This window comes from Sinorhizobium sp. FG01 (assembly GCF_002531875.1).
In the GTDB taxonomy this organism is placed as follows: Bacteria; Pseudomonadota; Alphaproteobacteria; order Rhizobiales; family Rhizobiaceae; genus Sinorhizobium; species Sinorhizobium fredii_C.
The window spans coordinates 1-26,454 of the sequence record NZ_NWTB01000011.1 but is presented as its reverse complement, the minus strand read 5'-3'; the positions used below and the strand labels follow the sequence as shown (position 1 = coordinate 26,454).

General features: G+C 60.7%; 19 protein-coding genes and 2 tRNA genes. 16 read left to right on the top strand and 5 right to left on the bottom strand.

The genetic code is table 11. The annotated features are described in order from the left end of the window. The first annotated feature begins 124 nt into the window (after positions 1–124). The 3 genes from CO656_RS18975 (at position 125) to CO656_RS18965 (ending at position 935) form a co-directional block, all read left to right on the top strand. Positions 125–201 (top strand) — tRNA-Pro (locus CO656_RS18975). Positions 202–529: 328 nt separating this feature from the next. After that, entirely contained in the window at positions 530–835 is a 306-nt protein-coding gene (locus CO656_RS18970; protein WP_097526735.1) for an ETC complex I subunit, read from the top strand. 23 nt (positions 836–858) lie between these two features. Continuing rightward, positions 859–935: transfer RNA gene (locus CO656_RS18965), tRNA-Arg, on the top strand. A gap of 176 nt (positions 936–1,111) precedes the next feature. Here the strand turns inward: CO656_RS18965 and CO656_RS18960 are convergent. Beyond that, entirely contained in the window at positions 1,112–1,426 is a 315-nt protein-coding gene (locus CO656_RS18960; protein ID WP_037422807.1) for a hypothetical protein, read from the bottom strand. Between CO656_RS18960 and CO656_RS18955 the strand changes: the two genes are divergently transcribed. Further along, entirely contained in the window at positions 1,425–1,664 is a 240-nt protein-coding gene (locus CO656_RS18955; RefSeq protein ID WP_097526734.1) for a hypothetical protein, read from the top strand. The two genes, CO656_RS18960 and CO656_RS18955, sit on opposite strands and share 2 nt — an antisense overlap. A 281-nt stretch (positions 1,665–1,945) precedes the next feature. Here the strand turns inward: CO656_RS18955 and CO656_RS18950 are convergent, their stop codons facing one another. Continuing rightward, the gene (locus CO656_RS18950) at positions 1,946–2,176 is read right to left on the bottom strand and encodes a hypothetical protein (RefSeq protein ID WP_037422902.1); all 231 of its coding nucleotides are present in this window, start codon (positions 2,174–2,176) and stop codon (positions 1,946–1,948) included. Positions 2,177–2,421: 245 nt separating this feature from the next. Beyond that, entirely contained in the window at positions 2,422–2,838 is a 417-nt protein-coding gene (locus CO656_RS18945; RefSeq protein WP_097526733.1) for a hypothetical protein, read from the bottom strand. Between the two features lie 542 nt (positions 2,839–3,380). On the opposite strand from CO656_RS18945, the gene CO656_RS18935 reads away from it, so the two are divergent. Together CO656_RS18935 and CO656_RS18930 are read left to right on the top strand one after the other, a co-directional pair. Then, entirely contained in the window at positions 3,381–4,085 is a 705-nt protein-coding gene (locus tag CO656_RS18935; RefSeq protein ID WP_097526732.1) for a carbonic anhydrase, read from the top strand. 4 nt (positions 4,086–4,089) lie between these two features. After that, on the top strand, positions 4,090–5,619 hold the full coding sequence (locus CO656_RS18930) for a SulP family inorganic anion transporter (protein WP_097526731.1): 1,530 nt from the start codon (positions 4,090–4,092) through the stop codon (positions 5,617–5,619). Positions 5,620–6,104: 485 nt separating this feature from the next. Here CO656_RS18930 and CO656_RS18925 read toward each other — a convergent pair whose 3' ends face one another. Then, complete coding sequence (locus CO656_RS18925; RefSeq protein WP_097526730.1) at positions 6,105–7,235, bottom strand: POTRA domain-containing protein; 1,131 nt, start codon at positions 7,233–7,235, stop codon at positions 6,105–6,107. Positions 7,236–7,312: 77 nt separating this feature from the next. Here CO656_RS18925 and CO656_RS18920 point away from each other — a divergent pair, with 77 nt between their 5' ends. The 8 genes from CO656_RS18920 (at position 7,313) to CO656_RS18885 (ending at position 20,068) form a co-directional block, all read left to right on the top strand. Further along, on the top strand, positions 7,313–8,362 hold the full coding sequence (locus CO656_RS18920) for a GNAT family N-acetyltransferase (RefSeq protein WP_158255686.1): 1,050 nt from the start codon (positions 7,313–7,315) through the stop codon (positions 8,360–8,362). After that, positions 8,352–9,191 carry a glycoside hydrolase family 16 protein gene (locus CO656_RS18915; RefSeq protein WP_158255685.1) on the top strand — a complete coding sequence of 280 codons (840 nt, stop codon included), beginning with the start codon at positions 8,352–8,354 and terminating at the stop codon, positions 9,189–9,191. The genes CO656_RS18920 and CO656_RS18915 overlap by 11 nt, the downstream gene beginning before the upstream one ends. After that, positions 9,191–11,692: a phosphotransferase gene (locus tag CO656_RS18910; protein ID WP_144353224.1), complete on the top strand. Its 2,502-nt coding sequence runs from the start codon at positions 9,191–9,193 to the stop codon at positions 11,690–11,692. The genes CO656_RS18915 and CO656_RS18910 overlap by 1 nt, the downstream gene beginning before the upstream one ends. Positions 11,693–11,704: 12 nt before the next feature. Next, positions 11,705–14,191, top strand: coding sequence for a hypothetical protein (locus CO656_RS18905; RefSeq protein ID WP_210421637.1), 2,487 nt, complete (start codon positions 11,705–11,707; stop codon positions 14,189–14,191). Between the two features lie 328 nt (positions 14,192–14,519). Continuing rightward, on the top strand, positions 14,520–15,224 hold the full coding sequence (locus tag CO656_RS18900) for a glycosyltransferase family 2 protein (protein ID WP_234819522.1): 705 nt from the start codon (positions 14,520–14,522) through the stop codon (positions 15,222–15,224). A 19-nt stretch (positions 15,225–15,243) separates the two neighbouring features. Next, positions 15,244–17,424 carry a glycosyltransferase gene (locus tag CO656_RS18895; protein ID WP_097526726.1) on the top strand — a complete coding sequence of 727 codons (2,181 nt, stop codon included), beginning with the start codon at positions 15,244–15,246 and terminating at the stop codon, positions 17,422–17,424. Positions 17,425–17,426: 2 nt separating this feature from the next. Then, entirely contained in the window at positions 17,427–18,257 is an 831-nt protein-coding gene (locus CO656_RS18890; RefSeq protein ID WP_097526725.1) for a polysaccharide deacetylase family protein, read from the top strand. After that, the gene (locus CO656_RS18885; RefSeq protein ID WP_097526724.1) at positions 18,257–20,068 is read left to right on the top strand and encodes a tetratricopeptide repeat protein; all 1,812 of its coding nucleotides are present in this window, start codon (positions 18,257–18,259) and stop codon (positions 20,066–20,068) included. The genes CO656_RS18890 and CO656_RS18885 overlap by 1 nt, the downstream gene beginning before the upstream one ends. A gap of 51 nt (positions 20,069–20,119) precedes the next feature. Here CO656_RS18885 and galE read toward each other — a convergent pair whose 3' ends face one another. Then, entirely contained in the window at positions 20,120–21,133 is a 1,014-nt protein-coding gene (gene galE, locus CO656_RS18880; RefSeq protein WP_097526723.1) for a UDP-glucose 4-epimerase GalE, read from the bottom strand. A 1,005-nt stretch (positions 21,134–22,138) separates the two neighbouring features. On the opposite strand from galE, the gene CO656_RS18875 reads away from it, so the two are divergent. Beyond that, positions 22,139–23,686, top strand: a complete 1,548-nt coding sequence (locus CO656_RS18875) for a phosphomannomutase/phosphoglucomutase (RefSeq protein ID WP_097526874.1) — start codon at positions 22,139–22,141, stop codon at positions 23,684–23,686. Between the two features lie 53 nt (positions 23,687–23,739). Then, positions 23,740–26,040 (top strand): AGE family epimerase/isomerase, encoded by a 2,301-nt coding sequence (locus tag CO656_RS18870; RefSeq protein WP_097526722.1) that lies wholly within the window; start codon positions 23,740–23,742, stop codon positions 26,038–26,040. The last annotated feature ends 414 nt before the right edge of the window (positions 26,041–26,454 follow it).

Sequence of the window (26,454 nt, the reverse complement as noted above, 5' to 3'; positions counted from 1 at the left end):
CTGTCGTTATTCCAAAACCGCTGCGCATTTTGGGGCGCGCCATGCAGGAGATCCGCACTGCCGCCGCTTCCAAATTTGCTGTTGCAGGTGGGAGGCGAAGCGTGTATCTCCGCCTTCGTCGGCTCGGAGTGTAGCGCAGTCTGGTAGCGCATCTGGTTTGGGACCAGAGGGTCGGGAGTTCGAATCTCTCCACTCCGACCATTTAAGCCCTTGATTTTTCAATCCGCTGGAGGCCAGCGGGCAGTCGACGACGCCCCCGCCGGTGAGGGCAGGAAATCGTGGCGCTCGGCCATCGCGGCAAGGGCGGCAGGCGCTTGAAAAAGCTGTAATTTCCTGACGCAAGTCATTCCGTTTTAAATCATTCTGCGCTAAGGGAAGACGGAGCATGGGGCAAAACTGCTCGCAGGCAGGATTTCGGCTTGCCAGCGATCCGGAAGAAACCGTGCTCAAAGCCGAAAGACGACAGCGACGTCGCGCATCCGGATGATGGGCCGGCGTCGAGATGAAAGACGGGAGCCGTTTGAAAGCAATGTCCGCGAAGATCTATCGTCCCGCGAAGACAGCCATGCAGTCCGGCAAGGCCAAGACGCATCTGTGGGTCTTGGAGTTCGATCAGGAAAAGCCGCGCACCATCGACCCGATCATGGGCTACACGAGCTCCGGCGACATGCGGCAGCAGTTGCGGCTGACCTTCGAGACCGCCGAGCAAGCGATCGCCTATGCCGAACGCAACGGCATCGAATACCGCGTCATCGCGCCGAAGGACGCGACGCGCAAGAGTGTGTCCTATTCGGACAATTTCCGTTTCAACCGGATGCAGCCCTGGACCCATTGAAGGCCCGGGCGAACCGGCCTGACGGCCCCTTAGCTCAGCTGGATAGAGCACCTGCCTTCTAAGCAGGTTGTCGCAGGTTCGAGTCCTGCAGGGGTCGCCAAACTACTATCTAACCAATTGATTCTATTTAAGGTGCGACCGGGCAGGGTTATAGGTGCGACCTACATTCTGTTCGCAAGGCGTTCCGAAGCGGCCTTCGCGAGGCGCTTCTTATCGGCTTCCTTCGTATAGACTTCGGCCATCGCGAGTCGGGTCCAGCCGTACATTGCCATCAACTCATGAGCCCGCAACGCTGCCCATCGCTTTTGCCTCAGTGTGTGGCGCGAAGAAGCAGCGGATCGTCATATGCGGGGCGGACGTGCAGATGTGATACTGGCTGTCTTCGCTCTCTAAAACCCGGTTCTTGGGGATGAAGTATCTTGTCTTGGACCCGGTGCGGATGTTGAAGTTGCCGCCCGGCAGCGGCTCGACATAGCGCGGGCTGATGACCCGGCAGTCCTTGTTGTCGCAGCATTCGTAGCCGGTGACCGGATCATGGTGGCCGGAATACCAGTTATGGGCGACAGCGAGAGCGATGAGGACGAGCTTCATGTCGCTTGACCTTCTCGGCGCCGAGGGCCTAACGCTCAACTTCGAAAAGCCCCACGGTATGATAGTAGGGCACGTTTGCGAGCGCTCCAAGCGTTACCGATTAACGGCGGACCGCGGCCTTGCCAACGGCCTTCTGATACAGCCGCTCGATCTTGTGACCGGTCGACCAAAGCAGTTCGCAACCGATGCCTTCGGAAGCGCCGAACCTCGCCTTTCGGTTCCAGTCTACAAGCTCTAGGGTCAAAATACGAAACCATTCCTAAGCCGGACGGTTAGATTGGATCGTCTTCCCTATCCGCGCCGATCAAGGTGGAGTCAGAACAACGCTTACGGTGACGGGGCGCGAGCACCCATATTGCCTGGGACTACTAAGAAAGCAGCGTCCGCCCGGATCGCGAACGCTGCTTCTGTCTCTTGGCCATTCATCAGGTATCGCCGGAGGAGGCGACAGTCATCTAATTCTAAACCTCTGAATTTGTTCCATGGATGCGAACAGCGGGTGGTGATGTACGCGCGGGATCACTGAAGCGTCGACGTTATGATGGTCGGCGCATCGTCGCCTTCGCCCCTATCAAGAAACTGAACTAGTGCCGACACGAGACTCTCGGCGCTCTCTCGATCGAGCTCGAGCAGGATGATCTCGTCCCCGTCTGACATAAGCTCAAGTGTTCCAATGAGCGGGTCAGTCGAGTGCACGCTTATGTCGTTGCCCTGATACTCGGTGGTGGTCGTGTTCCGATCGTCTTCCATGGGTGCCTCCGCCAGAGTATCACACGCGATCATCGACCTGAGAGGCCTCATCCCTGTCAATTTGGCTTTCCGAAGTACTCGCTGTGACGGCGATGGCCAGCCATATAGTGCGAGTGCCCGCACCGGGGGACAGGACGGGCACTCATTAACAGGTGGGGGGACCTGTGCCGCTGAGACAATTATGCGGCACCAAGATAATCCAGCGGGGGCGTCATTGTTCCGATTCCCCGCAGCCGACCTTGAAATTATCTCCTCGGCCCGAGCGGCCCTGTTCCGCTGCGGCCGTGATAGAAAGCCGGGTCGTAAACAATCTCGAATTCGGCTTTGAGCCGCTCGGCCAACCGCTTCGAGATCTCCCGCTTCGCCGCGTCCCTTGGCGTGGCGTTGATACCGACTAGCACGGCGCAATCCCCGACCGGTATCTCCCATATGGCGGCGCGCAGGAATTCCTGCACGATCGCATCGTCAACAGCCTCCCCATGGCGCCGAAAGCCGATCTGTGCCCTCAAAGCCGTTACGATGTCGCGGGCAAAGAGGGTGGAGCACTGTGGATCACGCCGCCGCCGCTGACCCTTCGCCGCTAGTCCATTCAGGACAGGGCGGCCGACCATAGCGAAGCGAGTGAAGATTGCGCGTTCGAGATCGTATTCTGGCGCCGACATGCGGTTTCCTCCTCGAATCGAGTTTGTCGGTATCCCGCATGTCGTGAATGGCGCGCCGCTTCGCCCGGTCGCGTTCTTAATATGTTCTCATCATCCGAACAGTCAATGCGACGGTTTGCCGATGCACGGAAGAGTCTGCGCTATAGACCCTGAGCGGAGACGACAAGACAGGCTCTCGGGACGGGCACAGCCATCCGCCCTCCGGAGCAAGGTCCCTTCGCCGGGACGATGGATGGGTTGGGCCGCTATGCGATCAGCAGCACGAGGTAACGTGCCTCTAAAGATTGTCCAACCGGTCCTCAGCAGACCCATAGAGCAGCGGCCCAGCTCCGACTGCGGACAGAAGCAAGCACTTGGAACTCCCCAGTCGGCGGGGACGCATGCGCACGCCTCACGTGTTGTTGATCGTGATCTAGCAGCGGCTGGTTGCACTGCACCCTTTTTGCTGGTCTTTTCGCACCTGCGAACAGATCGCTTCTGCAACCCGCCGGACGAGAGACATTCCTCCCAGTCCGACGTCCGGCCAGAAAGAGGATCCGAACATGGGTGATCTCCTCAAAGGTATCTCCAATTTTCGCGGCGCGGTGTTTCCCAACCAATCGGCGCTTTACCGCAAGCTGGCGAGGGAAGGCCAGCAACCTCAAGCTTTGATGATATCCTGTGCCGATAGCCGGGTGATGCCCGAGACCATCACGCAAGCAGGTCCCGGAGATCTCTTCGTCTGCCGCAATGCCGGCAATATCGTTCCGCCGTTCTCGACCCTCAACGGCGGGGTCTCCTCGGCAATCGAATATGCCATTCTGGCGCTTGGCGTAAGTGATATCGTCGTGTGCGGCCATTCGGACTGCGGGGCGATGAAGGGCCTGTGCCATCCGGAGTTGCTCCAGCCGATGCCCAATGTCGCGGCCTGGCTGCGCCACAGTCACGCCGCCTATTCGATCGTCTGCCGGGCCTATCCTGACGACCTTTCCGAAACTGACCGCGTGCGCGCCGTGGCGATGGAAAACGTCGTCGTTCAGCTCGATCACCTGAAGACGCATCCTTCCGTGGCCGCAAAACTCGCCACCAGCGAGATCACCCTTCATGGCTGGTTCTTCGACATCGAGACCGGCGAAGTCCAGGTCTATGACGGGGCGACAGCGACCTTCACGGTGCCGCAGGACGGGGAGCCGCTGCCGGTCGCGTTCACCGGCCGCGATCGCCCGCATGTCATGCCGCAAATCGCAGCAACACTTGCCGCGGAGTAGCGCCATGACAGCCAATAGCTCGTCCTTTTCGCGCGACCTCGCCTCGTCGCTGGTCGTTTTTCTCGTTGCCATTCCGCTGTGCCTCGGGATCGCAATCGCCTCCGGCGTGCCGGCTTCCATGGGCCTGATCTCCGGGATCATCGGCGGCATCGTCGTCGGCTTCCTGTCGGGCTCGCCGCTGCAGGTCTCCGGACCTGCCGCCGGACTTGCCGTCATCGTCTTCGACTTCGTAGAGGACTACGGCGTCGCCATGCTCGCTCCCGTCCTGCTCGTCGTCGGATTCCTGCAGATCGCCGCGGGATTCCTGCGGGTCGGCTCCTGGTTCCGGGCGATCTCGCCGGCCGTGGTTCATGGCATGCTCGCCGGTATCGGTATTCTGATCATCTTGGGGCAAATTCATGTGCTGATGGATGCCAAGCCCGCTGCCGGCGGGATGGAGAACGTCGCGGCGATCGAGGACAGTCTCGCCCGTCTTTGGGGGACTGGCCTGACAAGCGAGGCAACCGCGTTGAAGGTTGGCCTCATATCTCTCCTTGCAATGGTGTGCTGGGAGAAGTGCCGGCCGAAATCCCTTGCGCTGGTTCCGGGAGCGCTGGTCGGGGTCGCGTCGGCGACGGTTCTCGCCGCCGCATTGGAATTGCCGATCGCACGAGTGGAGGTGCCCGCCTCACTCGTCGAAAGCATAACACTGCCGAGTGTGGATAGCTTTGCCCGGATGGTCGAGCCCGGCGTCATCCTCATGGCGGTGATGATTGCCGTCATCGCGAGTGCGGAAACCCTGCTTTCGGCTGCCGCCGTCGACCGGATGCATGACGGGGTGCGTACCAAATTCAACAAGGAGCTGTTCGCCCAGGGCGTCGGCAACGGGCTCTGCGGCCTCCTCGGCGGATTGCCAATCACCGGCGTTATCGTCCGTTCCTCCGCGAACATACAGGCCGGTGCACGCACGCGGGCCTCCGCCATCCTGCACGGGATATGGATATTAAGCCTGGTGGCGCTGGCGCCGGCCCTGTTGACCTTGGTCCCCTTGTCGGCGCTTGCCGCGGTTTTGCTCGTCACGGGATGGCGGTTGATCAGCCTGCGCCATGTCCGCCACCTTTTCGAGCACCATGGATTGGTCCCGGTCGGCATCTGGGCGGTGACCGTCGCAATGGTCGTCCTGCAGGACCTGCTGGTCGGTGTCGCGCTTGGCCTGGCGCTGTCGATCATCGAGATCGTGCCGTACCTTCGCCGAAAGCTTGCGATCAGGCATGCCGAGATAGACGAGGAAATCCATGTCCAACTCGGCGGCGCCGCCACCTGCAGGGACGTGCCTATACTGCTCAACACGCTCGAGCAGTTGCCCGAAGGCCGTAAGGTGAGGATCGTCGGTGAGGACCTTCATTACATGGATCACACCAGCGCAGAGACCATCAGCGAATGGTTACGGCGCGAGGCGAGGTCCGGCCGGGCCATCGAGGTCCATCCGCCGCGGGCAGTGCGGCATCCCCGGCTGAAACCACTGTTTCAGCGATTTTCCACTGAGGTCGCATAGGATATTGGGAGGGCAGTCGCCCTCCCTTTTTCCGCTCTAGGGGGTACAGTCTCTGCGCTTTGACCGCGGCGCAGATCATGCGGCGTGGCTGGAATAGCGGAGTCTACGATTCAATTCCTTTCAAGGCGAGGGATAGGAGTCGGCATCCCGGCTTGGGGGCATGTTGCCGGCTTTCGATTGTCGCAGTCGGGTGGATAGCCGAAATTTATTGGGATGGCACTGAATGACCGCTGAACGCCACAATGCGGATGTCGGCGCGGGCACGATCGTGACAACGCAGGATGTACGGCTCGGTCCTGATCTCAAGTCTAGGCCGTGGCTTTTCGAAAAAGACCAAACACGGGCGACGAATCCATTCAAGGGAAAAGATACGGGGTCGGGATTCGACCCCAAAGCGGGACATGCGCTTCGAATGCCGCTATTCTCTCGTCGCAGATCCGCTTCGTCCCGGAGCGTCATCTGGAGAAAACTGAGGCCAACGCCTTCTACAGGAAGTGGGCCAGTCTATGAATTGCGAGGCCCGCAAATGTCAGGGCGCATGCGGTCGTCATCCACATTACTGGCCGCAAGCGGCTTGGGGAGATACCCGCACTCGTTGCGATCTGAATGATCGCCAGCCCTGTCAGGGTGGCCACCCCGCTTACCAAACCGAATGTTCCCTGTGGCTGCGGCAATGACGGATTGGCCGGCCTTTCCTGTAGACGCACCGCAAGGTCGAGCGTCGCATCGTTCCCCCTTACTGTGCCGATGTTGACAGCATCGACGTTGGAAAGGGCTTTAAGCCTTTCCCGCATCTCCTCTACCTTGCCGCGCTCGTAGCGCTCTCCGGGCCGGAAGGGGATGAGGCGCTTGATCTCACTCTCGCGCAGGCGGCGCAAGCCGTCGAACGTCACTGTGCCAAAACGCAATCTAGGACCAGCTTCGAGGTGCACGAGGGCGGTTACAACGCCGTTCCCCGAGCGGATCCACTCCACCTTGCTGAGCTGTGCCAGAGCAAAATCGATCTCACCGACCCGATAGAGGATGCGGCTGCCTAGGTTGTCCGCAGCCTGTGCGCTGGCGGGTTGACCTATGTAGTCATCGATAATGGATGCAAGTTCGTCAATCACCTGTCGATCGAGTTCCTGCTGCTTAACTCCTTTCAGGAGTACAGCCGCCACAGTATAAAGCTTACCCAGCGACGGCCGGAGCACTAATCCGGTGCTGGAACGATCCAGAGCGACCTGCGCATCCAGATATCCGAGCTCGACCATGACCCGTTTCAGCCTTGTGCGTTCATGCTCGACAGGGCTTTCCAGATCATTGGCCGAGATCGTATTTCCAGCTCGCATGCCCTCGATCAAGAGTGGCAACTGATAGGCTTCCCGAAGTGCCGATGCGATGGCCGGCTGCGCTACGTTCCGCGTGTCAAGCTCTACCGGCGACGCGGCTTTGGCCGGCACCACCGACGCCAAGACTAACCCGAAACAGAGGATCACGCTTAAAGATTGGCCACAGCTTCTTATGAGAACTCGACCTTCACGCGCGTTCTGTGTCGGTGTATATTCAAGCGGTTTGGTAGTTTCGAGGTTGCCCCAACTTTTCATTTTGTGCGTCACGCGTCTATAATACTGCATCGGGTTTCAGTCTGCCGCATAACTGGGTTAGCACCTCCTTGGCGACCGCATTATCGCACGAAATGGATGGTGAGTCCGTGGCTAACGTCGGTCTGTCTCGTTTCGATAATCCGGCCGCTGAGACCATCTGGCGCGAACTCTATCAGCGGAATGACGAGGCGATCGCCAGCCTGTCGCCTGAATGGGCCGAGGCGGTCGTAGCTGCTGGCAACTTCCGCAGCAGCCCGCAGTTCTATGAGTTCGACGACGGGGCCCGCGCTGTGCTTCCCCTGTTTACCAAGGGCGTCGGTTCGTTACGCTACGCCTGGTCGCCGCCGCCGGCCTGGGGGTTCGGCGGCATCCTGTCTGATGGCGCAGTCACGCCCGCGCATCTCGAGACTATTTTCGCGCATCTCGAAACCTTCCCCTGTCTCGGCGTCAAGATCCGGCCGAACCCGCTTACCGCCGACCTCTGGGCAGCCGGGGCCAGACCGGCGTGGACTTCAATCCCTCGCTGCGCGCATGTGGTCGACCTTTCGGGAGGTTTCGACGCTGTGCGCGGACGCTTCCGCCGCAATGCCCACACAAACATCCGCCGCGCACGCAGGCTAGGCGTTGAAGTGGATGTGGGTAACAGTGAGGGGTTGATCGACGAATTTCATGAGCTGCTCCAACTCTCCTTCGTTCGCTGGGCGCGCAAGCAGCACGAACCGGCGGCGCTCGCGTGGTTGCGCGGCGTACGCAGGGACCCGCGTGCGAAATTCGCGGCAATGGCCGCGCGGATGGGCGACGCGTGTCGTCTTTATGTCGCGCGCGTCGACGGGCAGCCAGCGGCGGCGATCCTGGTCCTCTTAGGGGGGCAGGCACATTACACGCGGGGTGCGATGAGCGAAGCCCTCGCCGGAAAATCCGGCGCCGCCTACTTGCTGCAGGCGATCGCGATCGAGGATGCCTGCCGTCGGGGCTGCACGCGATACCATATGGGCGAAACGGGAAATTCAACGTCGCTCGCACAGTACAAATCCAGATTCGGAGCCGTTGCCGTTCCCTATGCGGAATACCGTTACGAGCGGTTTCCACTGGCCCGGCTCGACTGGTTTGCTCGAGGGGCCGTCAAACGCATTCTGGGGTTTCGCGATGCACCATAAGTGGTTGCCCGTCCTCGTGGGGCTTGCGTGTTTAGTGGTCTTCGTACTGCTGCCGAGGCTCGCTACTGAGCCAACTCCGCTCGTCAAGGACGGTACGTGGCGGCTGATCTTCGCAGACGAGTTCGACGTGGTGAGCCTCGACCGGGAGAAATGGACCACCTGCTACTGGTGGAATAAGGACGGCTGCACCAATCTCGGGAATGGGGAACTCCAGTGGTATCGGCCCGAGAACGTCTCCCTCAACGAGGGGCTTCTGCGGCTGCAGGCGAGACCGCAAAACATCATTGGCTTCGAGGGGCGCACTTTCGAATATACGTCGGGAATGGTCACCACCGGCCGCGACTACGAGGAACTGCCCCGGCCCTCACGAGTCCGCTTCCGCTACGGGCATGTCGAGGTACGGGCGAAGATCCCGGATGGCAAAGGCTTATGGGCGGCAATCTGGTTGTTGCCGGAGACGCGTGAGTCGCGACCGGAGATCGATGTCATGGAGGCGCTCGGCGACTCCCCGACGACCCTGCGGGTGCATTATCATTACCGCGACGAGGCCGGCGAAAAACAGAGCGTCGGCGAGAAGGTTAAGACACCAAATCTGACGCAGGACTGGCACGTCTATAGCCTGACCTGGGATCCCGACAGGATCATCTGGTATCTCGATGGCAAGGAGGTGTGGCGATATTCGGACGCTGGCTCAATCTCCAACGAGGACATGTACCTGCTGCTCAACCTTGCCGTCGGCGGAGAATGGGCTGGGTCGCCCTCGGAGAATACGAATTTCCCTGCCGAGTATCTCATCGATTACGTGCGCATTTGGCAACGGGATGGATGATGATGTCACTGAGCCAGCCCCACAGTCGCGCCAGGCTTCCGTCACTTCTGTTGCAGGTGCGGCATGCCCTACCGGCGGCCGTACGCTCCCCACTGATCTGGAACGGCTATGCACTGATCGCGAGCGCCGGACTCACATCGGCCCTCGGGCTTGCGTTCTGGGGGCTGGCGGCCCGCCTCTACTCGCCTGAGCAGGTGGGTATTGGGGCGGCGCTCATTTCCACCATGCTGACGCTTGGTAACATTTCCCAGCTCAACCTCGGTAACTTCCTGAATCGTTACCTGCCCCCCGCCGGACGGAACGCCCTGCGGCTGATATTGGCGGCCTATGCCCTCGCCGGCGGCGGCGCGGCAATCTTCTCTACATTGATCATCTTATTTATCTCGCATCTCGTCTCGGAACTGGGTTTTCTCCGCGACGAACCGCTTTTAATGGCCGCTTTCGTCGTAGCAACGGTCGCCTGGACGCTCTTCGCCCTGCAGGACAGCGTGCTCGCCGGACTGCGACGCTCAACCGTAGTGCCAGTCGAGAACGCGGTCTTTTCTGCCGCCAAGCTGCTGCTGCTCGCGCTCTTGTCCGGTTCCTCCCTGCTCGGCTCTGGCCTTTATGCCGCGTGGGTGTTGCCACTTCCCCTGTTGCTTGCGCTAACCAACTGGCTGATCTTTTTTCGCTTTCTGCCGCAACACAATGCGGAAACCTGCGCGCCCGACCGGCGCGCGCTGATCCGCTACTTCGGCTGGGACTATGCGGGAACTCTCACTTCCATGACGGCCATTGGCGTCGCGCCGCTGATCATACTTCATTACGGCGGCCCGGGTGAGCTGGCCGTCTACTACATCTCCTGGGAAGTCGCCTACGGTCTCTATCTCGTCAGCCGGTCCATGGGAGTATCCCTGCTTGCCGAGGCCGCTTTCGAACGCAGCAGGCTGCACCAGCTGGCCGTCGACGCGCTGATCTACGCGACCGTGCCCCTTCTGGCGGGCGTCGCCCTTCTCCTTCTCGGTGCGCCGCTGCTTTTGTCGCTGCTAGGCGCGCAATATGCGGGAGCGAGCTCCCTGTTGCTGCAGCTTCTCGCCCTGTCTTGCCTGCCATGGAGCCTCGTTACCCTCATGCTTGCCGTAGCGCGGGCAACTGGCCGGACAGAAGTCGTGGCAACCGCGCAGGTCGTGACGCTCGCAATCGTGCTCGGCCTCGGTACGCCGCTCGTGATCGCCGCCGGTGCCGTCGGCATGGCGGCCGCATGGCTGGTCGCGCATTGCTGTGTTGCGCTCGCCCTGCTGGCCTATGTCTCGCTTCGTCTCGGCCCAACGGGCCGATTCGAACTAGGCCTTCGAATCCTGTCGTCGCTAGCGCGGCATTGGCGTAGCATCGCTCCTCGTGAGCGATCCTCGGTGTCGCTCGAAGTCTCTATCGCGCAGTTTTGCGCGGTGACACGGCTTGGCGCCGCCGATCCCCGCACCGTTCGCGAATTCCGCCGTGAGAGCGACGTGCGCACGGGGCTGTTTAAGGCATTGAAGACCGATGGGGAGGGTTTGATCTTCAAATCCTCTACATCCGCCGGAGGGCGGGGGGCTCTTGTGCGGCACATATTGCGGGCGCAGGCCCTGAGGACCGAGCCCTTGCTCGACGATCTCGGCTTCGAGGTTTCAAGGATCGTTGCCTGCCACGTGTCGACGTCGGAGGTTAGCTTGGCGGAGCATGCATGGCCGGGAGAGGACGGGCGCGCCGTACTTTCATCAGGCCGCCTGCATTTCCCTGCCGTTACATGCGCCATCGCTGGCATTGCCGAGATTCACGCGCGCACGGCAATGACACGAACGATCGACAGACAATGGTTGCAGCGTTGGGTCGACGGCGGCGTCGAAGCCGCAAGGAAGGTGCAGTGCTGTTTGTTGGACGATGCGACGCGCGCCAAGGGGCTCGCTCATTTCCTCAAGGAGCAGCGTCAGTTCTGGGCGGGACGGCGGCTGCCGCTTGGGCTCGGCCATGGCGACTTTTGTCCGGGCAATCTCCTTTTTGCGGTAGGGCCGGGTGACACGGACGCTCGGCTGGTTGCGATCGTCGATTGGGAAGCTGCCTCTTGCGACGCTCCCCCCGGGATCGACGCGATGTTCATGCTTCTAACGGCCCGTGCGCTGGGTAGCGGCGAAGAACTGGGTTTCGTTGTGAGGCAAATGCTGCAGAATCCAGAGCTGACACGCCAGGAAGAACTAAGCATGGCTTCGCTGCGGACAGCTATCGAAGTATCCTATGGCTCTCTGCGCCACCACGCAGTCATTCGAGCGCTCTGCGGGCTGGCATGGTGGCGGCACATTGCGGCGAACCTGTCTAAATCATCAAGCTTCGCCAACAAGCCTCTCTGGGTATCCATCAACGTCGATTTGGTCCTTGCCTGCTATATTCAGGACTCCGAGACCGCTGGCGGGCTGTTGTCGGCCGTTACCACCGGTCTCAAAAGCCTGAAGATCCACGGGTCCAGGACCAAGTCGGCACTGCCATAGTGAGTCGCAGCGATGCCCAGGAAAGCGAAAACTGAGCGCCGGAAGGGCACATCAGACAAGCGCAACCGCATTGCCCGCGAGCCAGCACCAGCAATCCCTGAAGAGCCGCCAGCCCCCGCGTTAACCCCGGAACCCACCACGGGCAAGGCAAAACAGAACCGCAGGGTAGCGCCGGCGGCAACGAAACCGAGTGCGGGCCGATCCGCGGCCAAGCCTGCAAAGCGGCCCCGCAAGGGGATGGGTCCGCTTGCCAGACGTATAGAGAAAGCCCAGAAGCAGCTCGACAATGCGGCGCAGCGGCTACGGGAAATCGATAATGGCCTAGCCTTAACCGTCCCCGGTGTCCAAGATGAGGGCCCTGACAAGGCGCCTCCGCCGCCTCGGGGCCGCCGCCGGCGAGGAGCGACGGTCGAAGGTCTCGAGGCGTCGCACCGGCAAGCCCGCGCGGTCATCACCGAAACGCCAGCTGCGGTGGCAGAGAAGACAAGCGCCGACAGGCCCGGCGAGAGGAAGGCGGAAGGAGCCGTGGCAGCCGCGGCCGTTGCCGACCGGACGGATGAGATTCGCGCCTCAGTCTATGAGCTAGTCACCGAGCTCGCGCGCACCCCGCCCGCCGTAGAGTTAGCCGTCGCCGGCGGCGCCACGGAGCGTAGAGCGCTCGAGGCAGTCTCGCGCACTGCCGATGTGGTCGAAAAAGCATACGTCGCGGTAGCATTGGCCTTGCTTGCCGCGGCGATCCTGCTCTGGAAGCTCTCACTGCCGACAATAGACCCGAACCGCATGACGGATCTCGGCCTCGTGTCGATACTGCCGCCGGCCTTTTATCTGTCGCTGGTGCTGCTTTGCACGGGGTTTGCATGGCAGGTGGCCTACCGCTGCGTGAACAGCGTTCTTCCCTATCTCTATCTCGTCGCGCTGATCTTCATCCTGCACGCGACACCCCCGATTCTATATCAGACGCTGCGCTATTCCTGGGCCTGGAAACATCTCGGCATTGTTGACTACATACAACGGCATGGGACCGTCGATCCGGCAGCCTCTTTCCTTTCGGCCTATCACAACTGGCCGGGGTTGTTCGTCGTCACTGCCTGGATCGCCGATCTGTTCGATGCACGTCCCATCGACCTTGCTTCCGTCCTCCAGTTTACGCCGGTCGCACTGAATATCGCCCTTTTGGCAGTTTTCCTGTGGCTGCTGGAAAGCTTCACCGAGGACAAGCGTCTGCTGCTGACAGCGGGCTGGTTCTTCGTCGCCGCCAATTGGATCGGCCAGGACTATTTCTCGCCCCAGGGCATAACATTCTTGCTCTATCTGGTTCTGCTCGGTCTCTTTCTCGGGCCGCTGCGTCAGAACGGGTCAAAGGTCGCGAGGCGGCATCCGCGCCTGTTGAAGAGCCTCGGGCCGGCTGCTTTCTCAGTAGGACTGAAATCGAAAGAGGTCGGGCAGCTTCCCTGCGCGCTGTTTGCCGCGCTCGCAATGGTGACCATTCTCGCGATTGCTGTTACTCATCAACTGACGCCATTGGTTGTCATTCTGTCGGCCATCATGCTCGTTATGCTCGGATGGATTGCGCCGTCCTACCTTGTGTTCGCGCTTGTCGCTGAAACGCTTTGGCTGCTGTGGGGAGCGGCGCCGTTCGTTTACTCGCAATTGCAGAGCCAGATTGCTTCTTTTTGGGAGCTTTCGGAGGCGACGTCGAAGTTCGCCAATCTTGCTCTCGTCAGTCCCGACCGCGCTTGGGTCGTCTGGGTCGGACGGGTGTTTTCGACGATGATCGTGCTTGTTGCTCTATACGGCGGGCTGCGCCGACTGAAGCGGGGGTACTGGGACCTCACCGCTGCCGCCCTCGTGCTTTCGCCGGCACCATTGCTGGCTGCCGCCTATGGTGGCGAGTCTGTATTCCGCGTCTATCTGTTCTCCCTCCCGTTTCTGGCTTTTTTCACGGCGGCTGCTTTCTTCCCGGCGCCTCAATGCGGCCGGTCCGCTTTTGTGTTTCCGATTCTAGGCGCCGCCTGCATCCTTTCGGCAGTCGGGTTGCTGTTCGCCAATGATGGGAAGGATCGCGAATATCGGTTCACACCCGATGAAGTGGCTGCTTCCGAGTGGCTTTACTCAACTGCGCCGCCAGGCTCCCTGCTGATCGAAGGCGCCCGCAGCTATCCTTCTCAATTCATGAATTACGAGAACTTTTCCTATCTGCCCATCTCAGAAGAGAGTGAGGGAACGAAAGAAAGGATCGCAAGTGACCCTGAGGGGGTGCTGGGTCGCTGGATGCGTGACCCGCGCTGGAAGGACGCTTACGTAATCCTGACCCGCAGCCAGAAGGCCTATCTCGAAGCGGGCGGGTACATGCGCCGGGGGGACTTCGAACGCATCGAGAATGCACTGCTGGTCTCACCGCGCTTCATCGTCGTCCACGCTACTCCGAATGTGAAGGTGTTTACGCTGCTGAAGCCGAAGCAAGGTTTAGCCGAAACTCCGAGCGCCCGCCGCGATTAAGGCGGGCAGGCAGCTCAGTGGCCGTCCGCGAGCGCCTGGCGCGCACGTTCGTAACGAATGCAGCGAAAGTAAATAGCCAGGATGCTAAGACGTAGTAATCCAATGTGACTATTCGACTCTCGTGAGCCGCCACGGTATTCTGGATGTTTTAAAAGAAGTGTGGGAAATGATCTGCCGCTGGTGGGGTTGGCTTTGCCCTCCAGGCAGCTAAGAAGATGTTTGCCAGTTGAAGCACCTTGCTATTACTCAAGCGTGTGCAAAGATGGGCAATTCTGCGTCACACAGACGAAGATCGCACGACACCGCGCACACGATGATTGTGCCGAGCGTGAGCGTGATCATCCCGACTGTCAACGAAGCCGATAACTTGCCGCATGTCTTACCCCGCATCCCGGCGTGGGTGGAAGAGGTGATTCTGGTAGACGGAAGTTCCAACGACGACACGGTTGCCGTGGCGCGGCAGCTCAGGCCCGACATCGTCGTCGTCGAGCAACCGCGGCTTGGCAAGGGCGCGGCACTTGCAGCCGGCTTCGCCGCCGCGCGAGGCGACATCTTGATCACGCTGGACGCCGATGGCTCAGCGGATCCCCGAGAGATGGCAAGCTTTGTCGGCGCTCTCCTTGCCGGGGCCGATTTCGTCAAAGGGTCGCGCTTTCTCCAAGGTGGTGAGACGAGCGACATGGAATGGTACCGGCGGCTAGGGAACTGGGGATTGGTCCATCTTGTTCGCTTGCGCTTCGGCGGCCGCTACAGCGACCTTTGTTACGGCTACAATGCCTTCTGGCGCGACGTGCTGCCCTATCTCGGCGTCGAGATCGCTCCGGGATTTGAGATCGAAACGCAGATGAGCATTCGTGCACTCCAAACAAAGCTGGCTATCGTCGAGCTGCCAAGTCGGGAGCACGCGCGCATCCATGGCGTAAGCAACTTGCGAACCTTCCCCGACGGCTGGCGCGTCCTGAAGACCATCGTCCGGTTGGGGTTCACCTCCGGCGGCAAAGCTGTAGCCGTAATAAGGAAACGTCCGATTTAGCCACGTTGAGATTCCGGTCGTGTTATCGATTGCTGTTATCATCTGCGCATATTCCAACCAGCGACGCGAGCAGTTGCACGAGGCGATACGCTCCGTCCAAGAACAAGAACATCGTCCCGACCAGGTGGTCGTCGTCATCGATAACAACGAAAGCCTGCTGCACGATACGCGCGAGTTTTTCCCGCACTTCGAGGTCGTCCCGAACGATGGCATGCGGGGGCTTTCCGGCGCACGCAATGCCGGCATCCGCCGAACCTGGACAACTGTGATCGCCTTTCTCGACGACGACGCGATCGCCGAGCCTGCTTGGCTCGGGCGCCTCACGAGGCATTACAACAATCCCGCAGTGGTCGCTGCCGGTGGTAAGGTCTTGCCGCTCTGGCAAGATGGCCGGCCTCCGTGGTTTCCGGAGGAATTCCAGTGGGTAGTGGGGTGCAGCTATCGCGGCCTACCGCAAAGCCTGCACCCTGTACGCAACCCAATAGGCTGCAACATGTCGTTTCGCCGAACGGTTTTCGAGACGATCGGGTTTTTCCGCGAGGGATTCGGACGCACCGACCAAGACGCCGCCGGTGGCGAGGAGACTGACTTGTGCATTCGCACTCGGCAAAGGATGCCCGAGGCCATCATCCTCTATGATCCCGAAGCCGTGGTTCATCATCGCGTGCCGACAGGACGATCGACTTGGGGTTATTTCCGTAAGCGCTGTCTTGCGGAGGGACGGTCGAAAAATGCGCTGGTCGAGTCGCTCGGCGCGGGTGCCGGGCTGTCCGCCGAACACATGTACGTGACACGCACCCTACCGAAAGGTGTGGCGCGGGCGTTGCTCGATGCGGTGCTGCGGCTAGACCCCTGGGGCCTGCCACGTGCCGCTGGGATCCTGGCTGGTCTTACGCTCACCGTGGCGGGGTATGCAATCGCGAAACTGTCCCGGCGCCCGTGGGACCACATGAGCGTGAGAACCTTCCAGCCCATAAAGGTTGTAACGATTGACATAGCCAATCCGCCTTCGTCGATCTCGCTGGTCAGCGAAGGGAAGGGCTCTTATGGGGGGATTTTTTGCCTGGTCCGCTCTGGAGTGCAACCACTGTCGATCGTTGAATTGGAGCATCCGGGCCCAGTCGTCGAGACAGCAGAGGTGCTGTCCGCCCTCGGATCTCTTCGTCCGTTATCTTCCATCTCTTTAGACCGGCCGTGTCATGGGGTCGCCGTAGTCATCGCAACGCGAGACCGGGCCAACAGCCTCAATCGCTGCCTCCTTTCGCTCTTCGACCAAACCCGCCTGCCGGATGAGGTGATCGTAGTAGACAACGCGCCAGCGTCGACGGCGACTGCGGATCTCCTCGCGAGGCAGTATTCCGGACGTGTTCGCCATGTATTAGAACCGATACCGGGGCTCGGTCGCGCCCACAATACGGGTCTTCAACATGTTTCCAGCGACCTCGTGCTCTTCACCGACGATGACGTGGTGCTCGACCGCTACTGGGTCGCGGCGATGTCTGCTCCGATGGAGGAGCACGCGGCGGTAGGCTGCGTGACCGGTCTGATCCTGCCGGCCGAACTCGAAACGCGGGCACAGGTCTGGGCGGAGCGGCATGGCGGCTTCGGCAAGGGTCTCCGACCCCGGACCTACGACCTTGGGGCGAACCGGCCGAAGGGAGCTCTGTTTCCCTTCACTGCGGGGCAATTCGGCTCGGGGGCCAATATGGCCTTCCGTGCCAGTGCCTTGAAGCAAGTTGGCGGTTTCGACTCCGCATTGGGAGCGGGAACGTTGGCGTGTGGCGGCGACGATCTCGCAGCTTTTTTCTCGATCATCAGCGGCGGATTCCAACTTGTCTATCAGCCACAGGGGATTGTTTGGCATCATCATCGGCGGGGAGAGGACGGAATGCGTCGGCAGGCCTATTGCTATGGCGTGGGTCTCGGGGCGTATCTGACGAAGATCCTCCTGGATGATCCGCGTCGATTCCTTCGGCTCGCAGCTGCCCTGCCAGCCGGCATCCTTCATATGGCCGGCCCCTTTTCAATCAAAAGGCTTCGGCTGCCATCCGATTATCCCAAGCGGCTGGTCTGGATCGAGCGTCTCGGCATCGTTGCAGGCGTGCCCGGCTATCTACGCAGTGTTTCGAAGATGCGACGCGACGACCGGGCACGCAGCATTGCGAGTTCCAGCAATGCGATCGCAAGCAAGGAAACCTGAAGATGCAAGCGATTCCAATCCTGCTCTACCACAGCGTCAGCGAAGACTTCGCGCCGGCGTATCGCCACTGGTCGATACCGCCCGCCAAATTCAAAGCTCAGATGGCTGCGCTGGCAGAATGCGGCTACCGACCGATGACAGTTCAGGAGCTCGCTTTGTTGCGGCGAAGTGGCCAGCCATTGTCCCGGAGGACTTGCTTCATAACGTTCGACGATGGGCTGCTGGATTTTTTCGAAGGGGCAATGCCGGTACTGACTTCGCATGGCTTCCGGGCAACGCTTTTCGTAGTCTCCGGATTCGTCGGCAGGACCAGCCGCTGGCTCACTTGCCTTGGAGAAGGCACCCGTCCGATGCTGGATTGGCGGAAATTGCGCGAGTTGCATGGGCTTGGCATAGAGATCGGCGCGCACACGGTGAGCCATCCAGAGCTCGATATACTTACGCACCAGCAGGCGACACGCGAGATCCAAGACAGCAAATTCGCGCTGGAAGACGGGCTCGGCGACACGGTTGCGACGTTCGCCTATCCTCATGGCTATGCCACCAGAACGATCCGCAGGCTCGTGGAGGAGGCGGGCTATATTGCGGCGTGCCGCGTGGGCAATGCCCTAAGCGCTGATACTGAGGGCCTATTCGAACTGTCGCGTGTTACCGTTACAAGCGACATCGCGCCCGCAGACCTTATTGACCTCATGGACACATCGAGGCTTCCAGTCGCGCCGCCGGCAGACCGTTTGATCGCTCGAGGGTGGCGAGCAGCACGGCGGGTCCGGGCTTTGCACCGTTCTCTGGCCCGGACCTTTCGAAGCGGCGGACAGGAAAGGGACTCGTGATGCGCCGCTCCCTGCGGATTGGCCTGGCTCGAGCGATCCTCCTACTGAGCATGCCGATTCTTCCCGGGGTGTCGGGAGATGTATCGGGCGACGAGTTGCCAACCGGTGCGTTGACAGCAAACTTTCCGGCGGACGAGGCGCAGCCTGCACTCGGACGCACGCTGTCGGAACTAGCCGACCTCTACATTGCACGGCGCATCGACCGGACGACCGTAGAGCGCCATCTTGGCGAGTACCAGCAGATGCTGCGCCAGGCGGGCGCTGATGCGCTCTTAGCGGTTTCAGCACCCTCTCCGCTTGCGGGCACCGTTGCGGACCTACCTGACGGCCGCCTCGCGCTCAATCTCTACGAGCGCGCTATTACCCTCGGGGATTCGGGCGCTTTGATCGGAGTGGGTAATCTGTATTTACGGGGACAATTCCTCGAGGGAGCTCCTGAACCGGAAAGAGCATTCGAGGCGTACGCCAGAGCCGCAGCGCAAGGCAATCTGGAAGGCAAGCTCCGGGTCGCCGAGTTACAAATTCGCGGCGAAGGAACCGAACGCGACATCGTGGCTGGCTTCACAGCGCTGCAGGAGCTGACGCGGGCCGATGATGCGCGTGTGCTACAGGCGCTCGCTGGCCTATGCCTGTCTGGACGTATAGCCGTGCGGTCGGATCTGGCATTGACAGCCTTGGAGAGAGCCGCCGCTATATTCGGCTCCGCCGAGGCTTATTTGCGACTGGGCGATCTCTATTCACGTGGGGAGGATGTGCCAGCAGATTACTTCCTCGCCATCGAACACTACCGGCGGGCAGCGGCGAAAGGCTCCATCGACGCGACCGTGAAAATTGCGGAGATGCAAGCGCGAGGCCAGGGCACGCGGAAAGACGTTATCGGCGCGCTGGCAGAACTTCACGACCTTGGCAGAAGTGGTGAAGCGCGGGCTTTGCTTGCTCTCGGCGATCACTATGGAACGGGCGAGGTCGTGCCGATCGAAGCGAGTTTGGCGAGGAACTACTATGAATCGGCTGCCGGGAAAGGCAGCACGACTGCACTTCTTCGCCTCGGTGACGGCTACCGCAAAGGACTTTTCGGCTCGCGTAACCTCGCGAAGGCCGCAGACTCCTACCGGAAGGCCTGGGAGGCGGGGAATCGCGGTGCGGCCATCGCTCTGGGTGTCCTCGAGGCCTCCGCCGGCCGGAAAAGAATCGCCGCAAACGGAACCGCTCGCCTGCGTCGGGCAGCAAATGAAGGTGTCGATGGAGCCGCCGTCGCCCTCGCCGACGCGATGTTCTACGGCTATGGCACCGCAAGGGATCCGTCCGGGGCTCTTAGTCTTCTCGAAGAGGCGCGAAGCAAGGGTGATCGCCAGGCTTTGCTCGCTTTAGTAGTAGCTTACCGGGACGGCAAGCAGGACGGCAAGGAGCGGCTTGTGCGAAAGGCCCCGAGAAAGGCAAAGGCACTGCTTACGGCATCGATCGAGATGCTGCCTGTGCCGGCAAGGAACGTTCAGCAATTTCTCTTTGCCGCGGCAACAGCGAAAACCAGGGCGTTCGCCGATCTCAACCAGCGTCTGTCGGCTCTTTCTCAGCCGGAACGCAGGCAGATCGTACGTGATTTGCCCAAAGTCAATTCAGGTCTGTTCGCTTACGTCGTGAAGGCCCGTTTGAAAGAGCTGGGGGCTCGCATCGGAAGGATTGATGGGCGATTCAACCGGTCGTTCATCAGAGCCGTTGTAAAATACTGTCGCGCCACCGCTTCCAACCGTCGGTGCAACCGCGGCGCCAGAAATCCCGAGGTTGTCGAAATCGTGTCCTACGCTTTTTGAAAGGTGCCAACCGGCTTTACTATCCACTCCAGAAGCCGTCCGTTTGAAGTGCTACAGCACTCTTCGTGCGTCTGAAACGCACGGCGCTCTGGAAAGGCGATCTTCCCATATGAGCGCCGTTCGTATGATGAAAGAAAGATCATCATATTGCGGCTTCCAGTCGAGTTCCTGCATCGCGACGGTGGGGTTGGCGACGATCGATACCGGATCCCCTGGTCGGCGGGCCCCTTTGCGCACCGGGAAATCGACGCCGGAAACCGCTTTGACCTGATCCAATACCTCCAGCACCGAGAAGCCACGGCCATAGCCGCAGTTCGCAATGATCGACCTGCCGCCGGCACGCATGCGCTGCACGGCTTTCAAGTGGGCATTTGCAAGGTCCGTGACGTGAATGTAATCGCGAACGCAGGTGCCGTCTGGCGTCGGATAGTCGGTGCCGTACACTTCGATGCCGTTGCGCTTGCCGAGCGCGGCTTCGATCGCGACCTTGATGAGATGGGTGGCACCAGCTGTCGACTGACCGGTGCGGCCATGTGGGTCTGCGCCTGCAACATTGAAATAGCGCAGCGCCGTATAGGTGAAGTCGTATGCGGCCGCGATGTCGCGCAGCATCATTTCGGTCATTAGTTTCGATGTGCCGTAGGGTGACTCGGGGTGCAGCGCTGCGGTCTCGGCCACTGGTCCGGCATTCTCCGGCGTGCCATACACCGCGGCCGTGGAGGAAAATACGAAATACGGCACCTTGCCTTCAAGAGCGGCGGCGATCAGAGCGCACGAACTGACGGTGTTGTTTTCGTAATAGGACAGCGGATCGGCGATCGATTCCGGAACGGTGATCGAGCCGGCGAAATGGACGATTGTATCGATTGCATTTTCGGAGAAGATCATCCGGAGAAGACCACGGTCCGCAATGTCACCTTCGTAAAAACGGGCTGCCGGGCCGACTGCCCAGCGGAACCCGGTCGACAACCGATCGAGCACGACAACCTCTTCACCGGCATCGATGAGCAGGCAGACCATGTGGCTACCAATGTAGCCCGCTCCGCCCGTAACCAGGACCGACATCACTGCCACTCCTATGTGCCATCCGTTGCTTCGCCGGTGATCGCCGGAATTCGTCTCGGCCTACTGGGGCTCACCGGTCCTGGCATCGCGGAAACCGCACTGCCGCGACGCCAGCAGGAAGCACTCGTGAAAACCAGTGCGTTGCGACTCGAACGCCTGCAAATACTCAGAAGTTCGAGCCGGCTCTCGCTCGAGAGGTACTCCGCCCCCGGTTCGGGGGATGCCTGTCGCTCTAAGGCATAATAAAGCCAAAGGAGACGTAAGTTCAAGTTTTCCATATAGTACATTTGGTTGGTTCAGTATGCGTAGATCTAATTAACCCATTAGGGGTAAAACTCCGGAACTATTGCTGAGTTGACATCGAGCACGCTGTAACTTTATTCGATGGCTCGCCTAATGCGTTGATTGAAACCGACAGTACGCGCTCGGGCTCCCCAAACCGGGCAAGGAGGCGCGGCTGCTGATGTTAAAAAGACAATAAAGGTAGCCCAAACGGGCTATGTACTGAAATCTCTAGACTAAAAGTGCAAAATGCAGCTCACCTATACATACTTCCAACTGGTTTGGATTTATGCTAAATTCTAACCCTCGTACTAGCTCTTTTGGAGAGCAGTGATAACGCCAACCAAGCCAATTTTTCATATCTATTTGCTTTGGCTTCGCAGGTGCTTTTGATAGGCATTTTTGAACGGTGTTGGGTGCGGTTCAGCCGGTCCTTTCCGTCTCATACTGCCGCGAGAGCGGAGTTTCCAACATGTCAGTGGCTCGACTCAGAGACAGCACCGCGCTCGAACTGCATGCACCGAGCGCAAAGACAGATTTCAATCCGCGTGAGAGCACTACCAAGGTGCATACCCGGACTGTCGTGAAAGAGCCGAAGGTTACGAAGGGGAACAGTGTTGCTTACAAGTTGAGAGATATGCTTTCCCTCGAGGCCGAGCCGGGAATGGCGCAACCACGATCCTGCAGTCGCTCCGAACTTTGGCGGTGCGCGGGACGGTGCAGGTGAAAATCGTCCGTGCCGGCTCGTCACAAGCGCCTGAGCCCCTCCAACATGCCGGACCCGACAAGCTTACCGACGAGACAAGGACGTTGATAAGGCCGACCGGGTTTCGGGAATATGATGGCCGTTGGTGGTTCGGCCGACCCGGTGCTGGCAAGACCCCGGAGCTGAACTTGATGGGCGCGCAGGCGCTGGGAATGGGGCTCGGCACCTTCATTCGACGCTCGGGCGCCGGCCCGGAAATCGTGACGGGACACGACTTTCGCTCCTATTCGCTAGCAATCAAGCTCGCGTTGGTTTGCGGGCTGATGGCCGCGGGCGCGCGCGTCAAGGACATCGGGCTGGCGCTGTCTCCGATGGCGTACTTCGCGCAGTTCGCGCTCGACACGCGCTCTGTGGCGATGGTGACCGCTTCGCACAACGAAAACGGCTGGACCGGCTTCAAAATGGGCGTGGCCCGTCCGTTGACCTTTGGGCCGGACGAGATGGCGCAGTTGAGAAGAATCGTGCTGGAAGCCGACTTCGACCTGACCGGCGGCGGAGCCTACGAGTTCGTTCCAGACTTCCGCCGGCGCTATATCGACGATCTGGTCCGCTGCAGGCGCATCGGTCGGAGACTAAAGGTCGTCGCGGCCTGCGGCAACGGCACGGCCGGCGCTTTCGCGCCTGAGGTTTTGGAGCGGATCGGCTGCGAGGTGATCGTGCTCGACTGCGAGCTCGACCATTCCTTTCCTCGCTATAATCCCAATCCCGAGGACCTGAAGATGCTGCGCGCCATTTGCGACAAGGTGCTGGAAAGCGGCGCGGATGTCGGACTGGGCTTCGATGGCGACGGTGACCGCCTCGGGGTCGTCGACAACGAAGGCAGGAAGATCTTCGCCGACAAGGTTGGAGTGATGCTGGCGCGGGATCTTTCCGCCTTGCATCCGGCTTCGACCTTCGTGGTCGACGTCAAATCGACCGGCCTGTTTGCGACCGATCCGGTGCTGCAGGCAAACGGCGCTCACACCGATTATTGGAAGACCGGCCACTCCTACATCAAGCGCAGGGTCGCCGAATTGGGGGCCATTGCGGGATTCGAGAAGTCGGGCCATTTCTTCTTCGCCCCCCCGCTAGGGCGCGGCTACGACGATGGGCTTGCCGCCGCGATCGCCGTTTGCGAGATGCTTGACCGCAATCCGGGCAGCAACTTGGCCGATCTCTACCGGGCACTGCCGGTGACTTGGGCCTCGCCGACGATGTCTCCATACTGCGACGATGAGGTCAAGTACGCCGTCGTCGAGCACACTAAAGAGCGTTTCTGGACGATGCGGCAGGAGGGACTGCCGATCGCCGGCCAGAAGATCATCGATCTCACCACCGTCAACGGCGTGCGGGTCACAGTCGAGGACGGGACTTGGGGACTGGTTCGGGCCTCTTCCAACAAGCCGGAACTGGTCGTGGTAGTGGAAAGCCCCGTTTCGGGAGCGCGCCGGCATGCGATGTTCGAGGCTATCGACCGGATACTCCGGGAGCATGCGGAGGTCGGCGCCTATAACCAGAGCCTTTAGCGCGGTGAAGACGATCGCGCGGCATCCCATCCCCCGGAAGGAAGGGCGAGTGCATGCCAGAGCGGATCTCCTGCTTCGTGATGTGTGGAGGCGTCGGCTCGCGGCTTTGGCCGCTGTCGCGCGAGGACTATCCCAAGCAGTTCCACGACCTTGTCGGCCACGGCTCGATGCTCGCCAGCACCGTCGTGCGGTTGGGGGCCAGGGGAGCCGGCGATACGCCTGTCTACGTGATCGCCTCGGAGCGCCATGCCGACCGGGTGAGATCTGACATTGCTGGCATCGAATTGGCGGGCGGGCACCTGATCTTTGAGCCTATCGGGCGAAACACGGCCGCCGCCGTAGCTGTGGCCGCACTCGAGACGATTGCCGTCCACGGTGACGGGCTGGTTCTGACCGTTCCCTCCGACCACGAGATTTCCACCGACGAGCAGTTCTGGGAAACCGTGGAAAGGGGCGTGACTTCCGCTCAAGCGGGAAAGCTCGTTGTCTTCGGCATCTGGCCGGACCGCCCGGAGACCGGCTACGGCTATATCGAGGTAGTCGGCGATGGCGATGTCCGAGATGTCGCCCGCTTCGTCGAGAAGCCCGGTCTCAAGGCTGCCAAAGCCTATATCGCGTCTGGAAAGTTTCTCTGGAATGCCGGCATTTTCCTGTTCCGCGCCACCACCATGCGCTCCGCTTTCCGCAAACACCAGGTCGAGATGTGGGTAAAGACGGAGCGCGCGCTCGCAGCAGCGTTCAGGGATCTGTCGGGCACCTATTTGCCGCTTGGGCTCTATTCGACGATACCGTCTATCTCGATCGACTATGCCATCATGGAGCATGCTAGCGACATCGCGATGGTACCGGCGAGCTTCCAGTGGAGCGATCTCGGTTCCTGGCAGTCTCTGCTCGACATCAGTCGTACGGATGCGAAGGGCAACGTCGTGGCAGGCGACGTTATCGCGATCGACTGCAAGCACTCCTACCTGCGCAGTCAGGGCCGGCTGCTCTCGGTGGTCGGGCTAAGGGACATCGCGATCGTGGCAACGGCCGACGCGACCTTTGTTGCCCCTGTTGCCAAGAGCCAGGACGTCAGACGAATCGTCGAACAACTGGAGAGGAGCGGGCGCCTGGAGGGGAAGTTCACACCCGCGGCCGGCCGCGTGCTGCTGCCCGGCGCCTGGAGGAAGCGCGTCGCCCACTGGTTGTTCGACGAAACGCTGCCGCTGTGGTCGACCGCAGGCGTCGACGAGCGTCACGGCGGTTTCCACGAAGCGCTGAGCTTCGAGGCTATGCCGCTTATGAAGCCGAAGCGCATGCGTACGATGGCCCGCCAGGTCTGTGCCTTTTCAATGGCGAAGCTGCGCGGGTGGGAAGGTGATGCCGACCGGTTGATCGCACACGGTATCACTTTCATGGAGAAGGGGCGTACGAAACGCGGCGGTTGGGCGCGGATGCTCCACGTAGACGGCACGGTCGCCGACGCTTGTGAGGACGCTTTTGATCACGCGTGCGTGATGCTTATGCTCGCCTACGCTCATCAGGCCGGCAATTCCGATGCGCTACGGCTCGGCCAGGAGACATTTGCATTCTTGGACTCGCATCTGGAGGATGAACGACTGACCGGCTTCTTGGAAACCTCGCAGGGGAGCGGGCAGCGACGGCGCAGTAACTCGCACATGCATTTGCTTGAAGCCTTCCTGGCTTGGTACGCGGCAACCGGAGAGCGGAGCTATTTGCGGCGTGCTGCCGGTATCATCGATCTTTTCCGCAGCCATTTTTTCGATGCGGAAAACTGGACGGTCGGCGAATATTTCGACGAAGCTTGGAGGCCTGCCCGCGGCGAGAAGGGCGAGTGGACCGAGCCCGGCCATCACTTCGAGTGGGCTTCGCTGTTGGTTGATTTCGCAGCGGAGAGTGGGCAGGCCGATCTGACTACCTTTGCCCGCAAGCTCTACGCCTCCGCGGTCGCCAACGGGCTCAATCGCTCGACCGGGCTCGCCTATGGCGCGGTGTCGCGCTCGGGCCTTCCGCTCGACCTCGTCTCTCGCAGCTGGCCGCAGGCCGAGGCAATCAAGGCCGCGCTCGGGCTGGAAGGCACCGGTGGACCGGGTCTTAAGCCCGAAATCGAGTCTCGGGTGGCCCGCCTGTTTCACTGGCACATCGACCCGGCGCCCCTCGGCATGTGGATTGATCGCATTGATGAAAACGGCAGGGCACTCGCGACCGAGGTGCCGGCCTCAATTTTCTACCATCTCGTCACCGCGCTCATGCTGTACCTCGACAAGACGGAAGGCGCCGAGCCGGTCGACCAATTGCCTGCATCTCCCGATCGCAGTCCCACGGAGGCGGGTCGCTATTCCGCAAAATAGTCGTGGCACACCGACGCGAGGAGTGCAGTCGTGCGGACGGTCACGCCGCCGCCGATCCGGCTGATCGACCACCGCAACCCGTCGGCCCGAGCGGCCAACTCGTACGCGATCGACATGCCTCCAAGAAGCGCGTCGCGTTGCAGCCACGCCAGCTCTCATGATGCCGGTGGCTTCAGAGGATTGAAATCCGTGGGAGACATGACGCTAGCTCCTTCCTTGGGATAATTGTCCGTCATCGATCGATCATGGGGTCCAGGGAGTGTGGCTCGTAGGCATCGAGAGCATGGGCAATTGCCTGAAGTCGACCTGCGCCGACCTTGCTGCGGCCGTTTTCGTATTCTGTATCTGTTGATATGTCACGCTAACGGCCATCGCGAGCGCGCTCTGTGTCATGCCCGTCAAGAGACGCCGCGC

Coding starts and splice junctions, on each gene's coding strand:
- CO656_RS18910 (WP_144353224.1), top strand. CDS start 9,191: ATGATGTCACTGAGCCAGCCCCACAGTCGCGCCAGGCTTCCGTCACTT.
- CO656_RS18890 (WP_097526725.1), top strand. CDS start 17,427: ATGCAAGCGATTCCAATCCTGCTCTACCACAGCGTCAGCGAAGACTTC.
- CO656_RS18885 (WP_097526724.1), top strand. CDS start 18,257: ATGCGCCGCTCCCTGCGGATTGGCCTGGCTCGAGCGATCCTCCTACTG.
- CO656_RS18950 (WP_037422902.1), bottom strand. CDS start 2,176: ATGGAAGACGATCGGAACACGACCACCACCGAGTATCAGGGCAACGAC.
- CO656_RS18870 (WP_097526722.1), top strand. CDS start 23,740: ATGCCAGAGCGGATCTCCTGCTTCGTGATGTGTGGAGGCGTCGGCTCG.
- CO656_RS18945 (WP_097526733.1), bottom strand. CDS start 2,838: ATGTCGGCGCCAGAATACGATCTCGAACGCGCAATCTTCACTCGCTTC.
- CO656_RS18955 (WP_097526734.1), top strand. CDS start 1,425: ATGTCGCTTGACCTTCTCGGCGCCGAGGGCCTAACGCTCAACTTCGAA.
- CO656_RS18970 (WP_097526735.1), top strand. CDS start 530: ATGTCCGCGAAGATCTATCGTCCCGCGAAGACAGCCATGCAGTCCGGC.
- CO656_RS18960 (WP_037422807.1), bottom strand. CDS start 1,426: ATGAAGCTCGTCCTCATCGCTCTCGCTGTCGCCCATAACTGGTATTCC.
- galE (WP_097526723.1), bottom strand. CDS start 21,133: ATGTCGGTCCTGGTTACGGGCGGAGCGGGCTACATTGGTAGCCACATG.
- CO656_RS18925 (WP_097526730.1), bottom strand. CDS start 7,235: ATGCAGTATTATAGACGCGTGACGCACAAAATGAAAAGTTGGGGCAAC.
- CO656_RS18930 (WP_097526731.1), top strand. CDS start 4,090: ATGACAGCCAATAGCTCGTCCTTTTCGCGCGACCTCGCCTCGTCGCTG.
- CO656_RS18905 (WP_210421637.1), top strand. CDS start 11,705: ATGCCCAGGAAAGCGAAAACTGAGCGCCGGAAGGGCACATCAGACAAG.
- CO656_RS18935 (WP_097526732.1), top strand. CDS start 3,381: ATGGGTGATCTCCTCAAAGGTATCTCCAATTTTCGCGGCGCGGTGTTT.
- CO656_RS18915 (WP_158255685.1), top strand. CDS start 8,352: ATGCACCATAAGTGGTTGCCCGTCCTCGTGGGGCTTGCGTGTTTAGTG.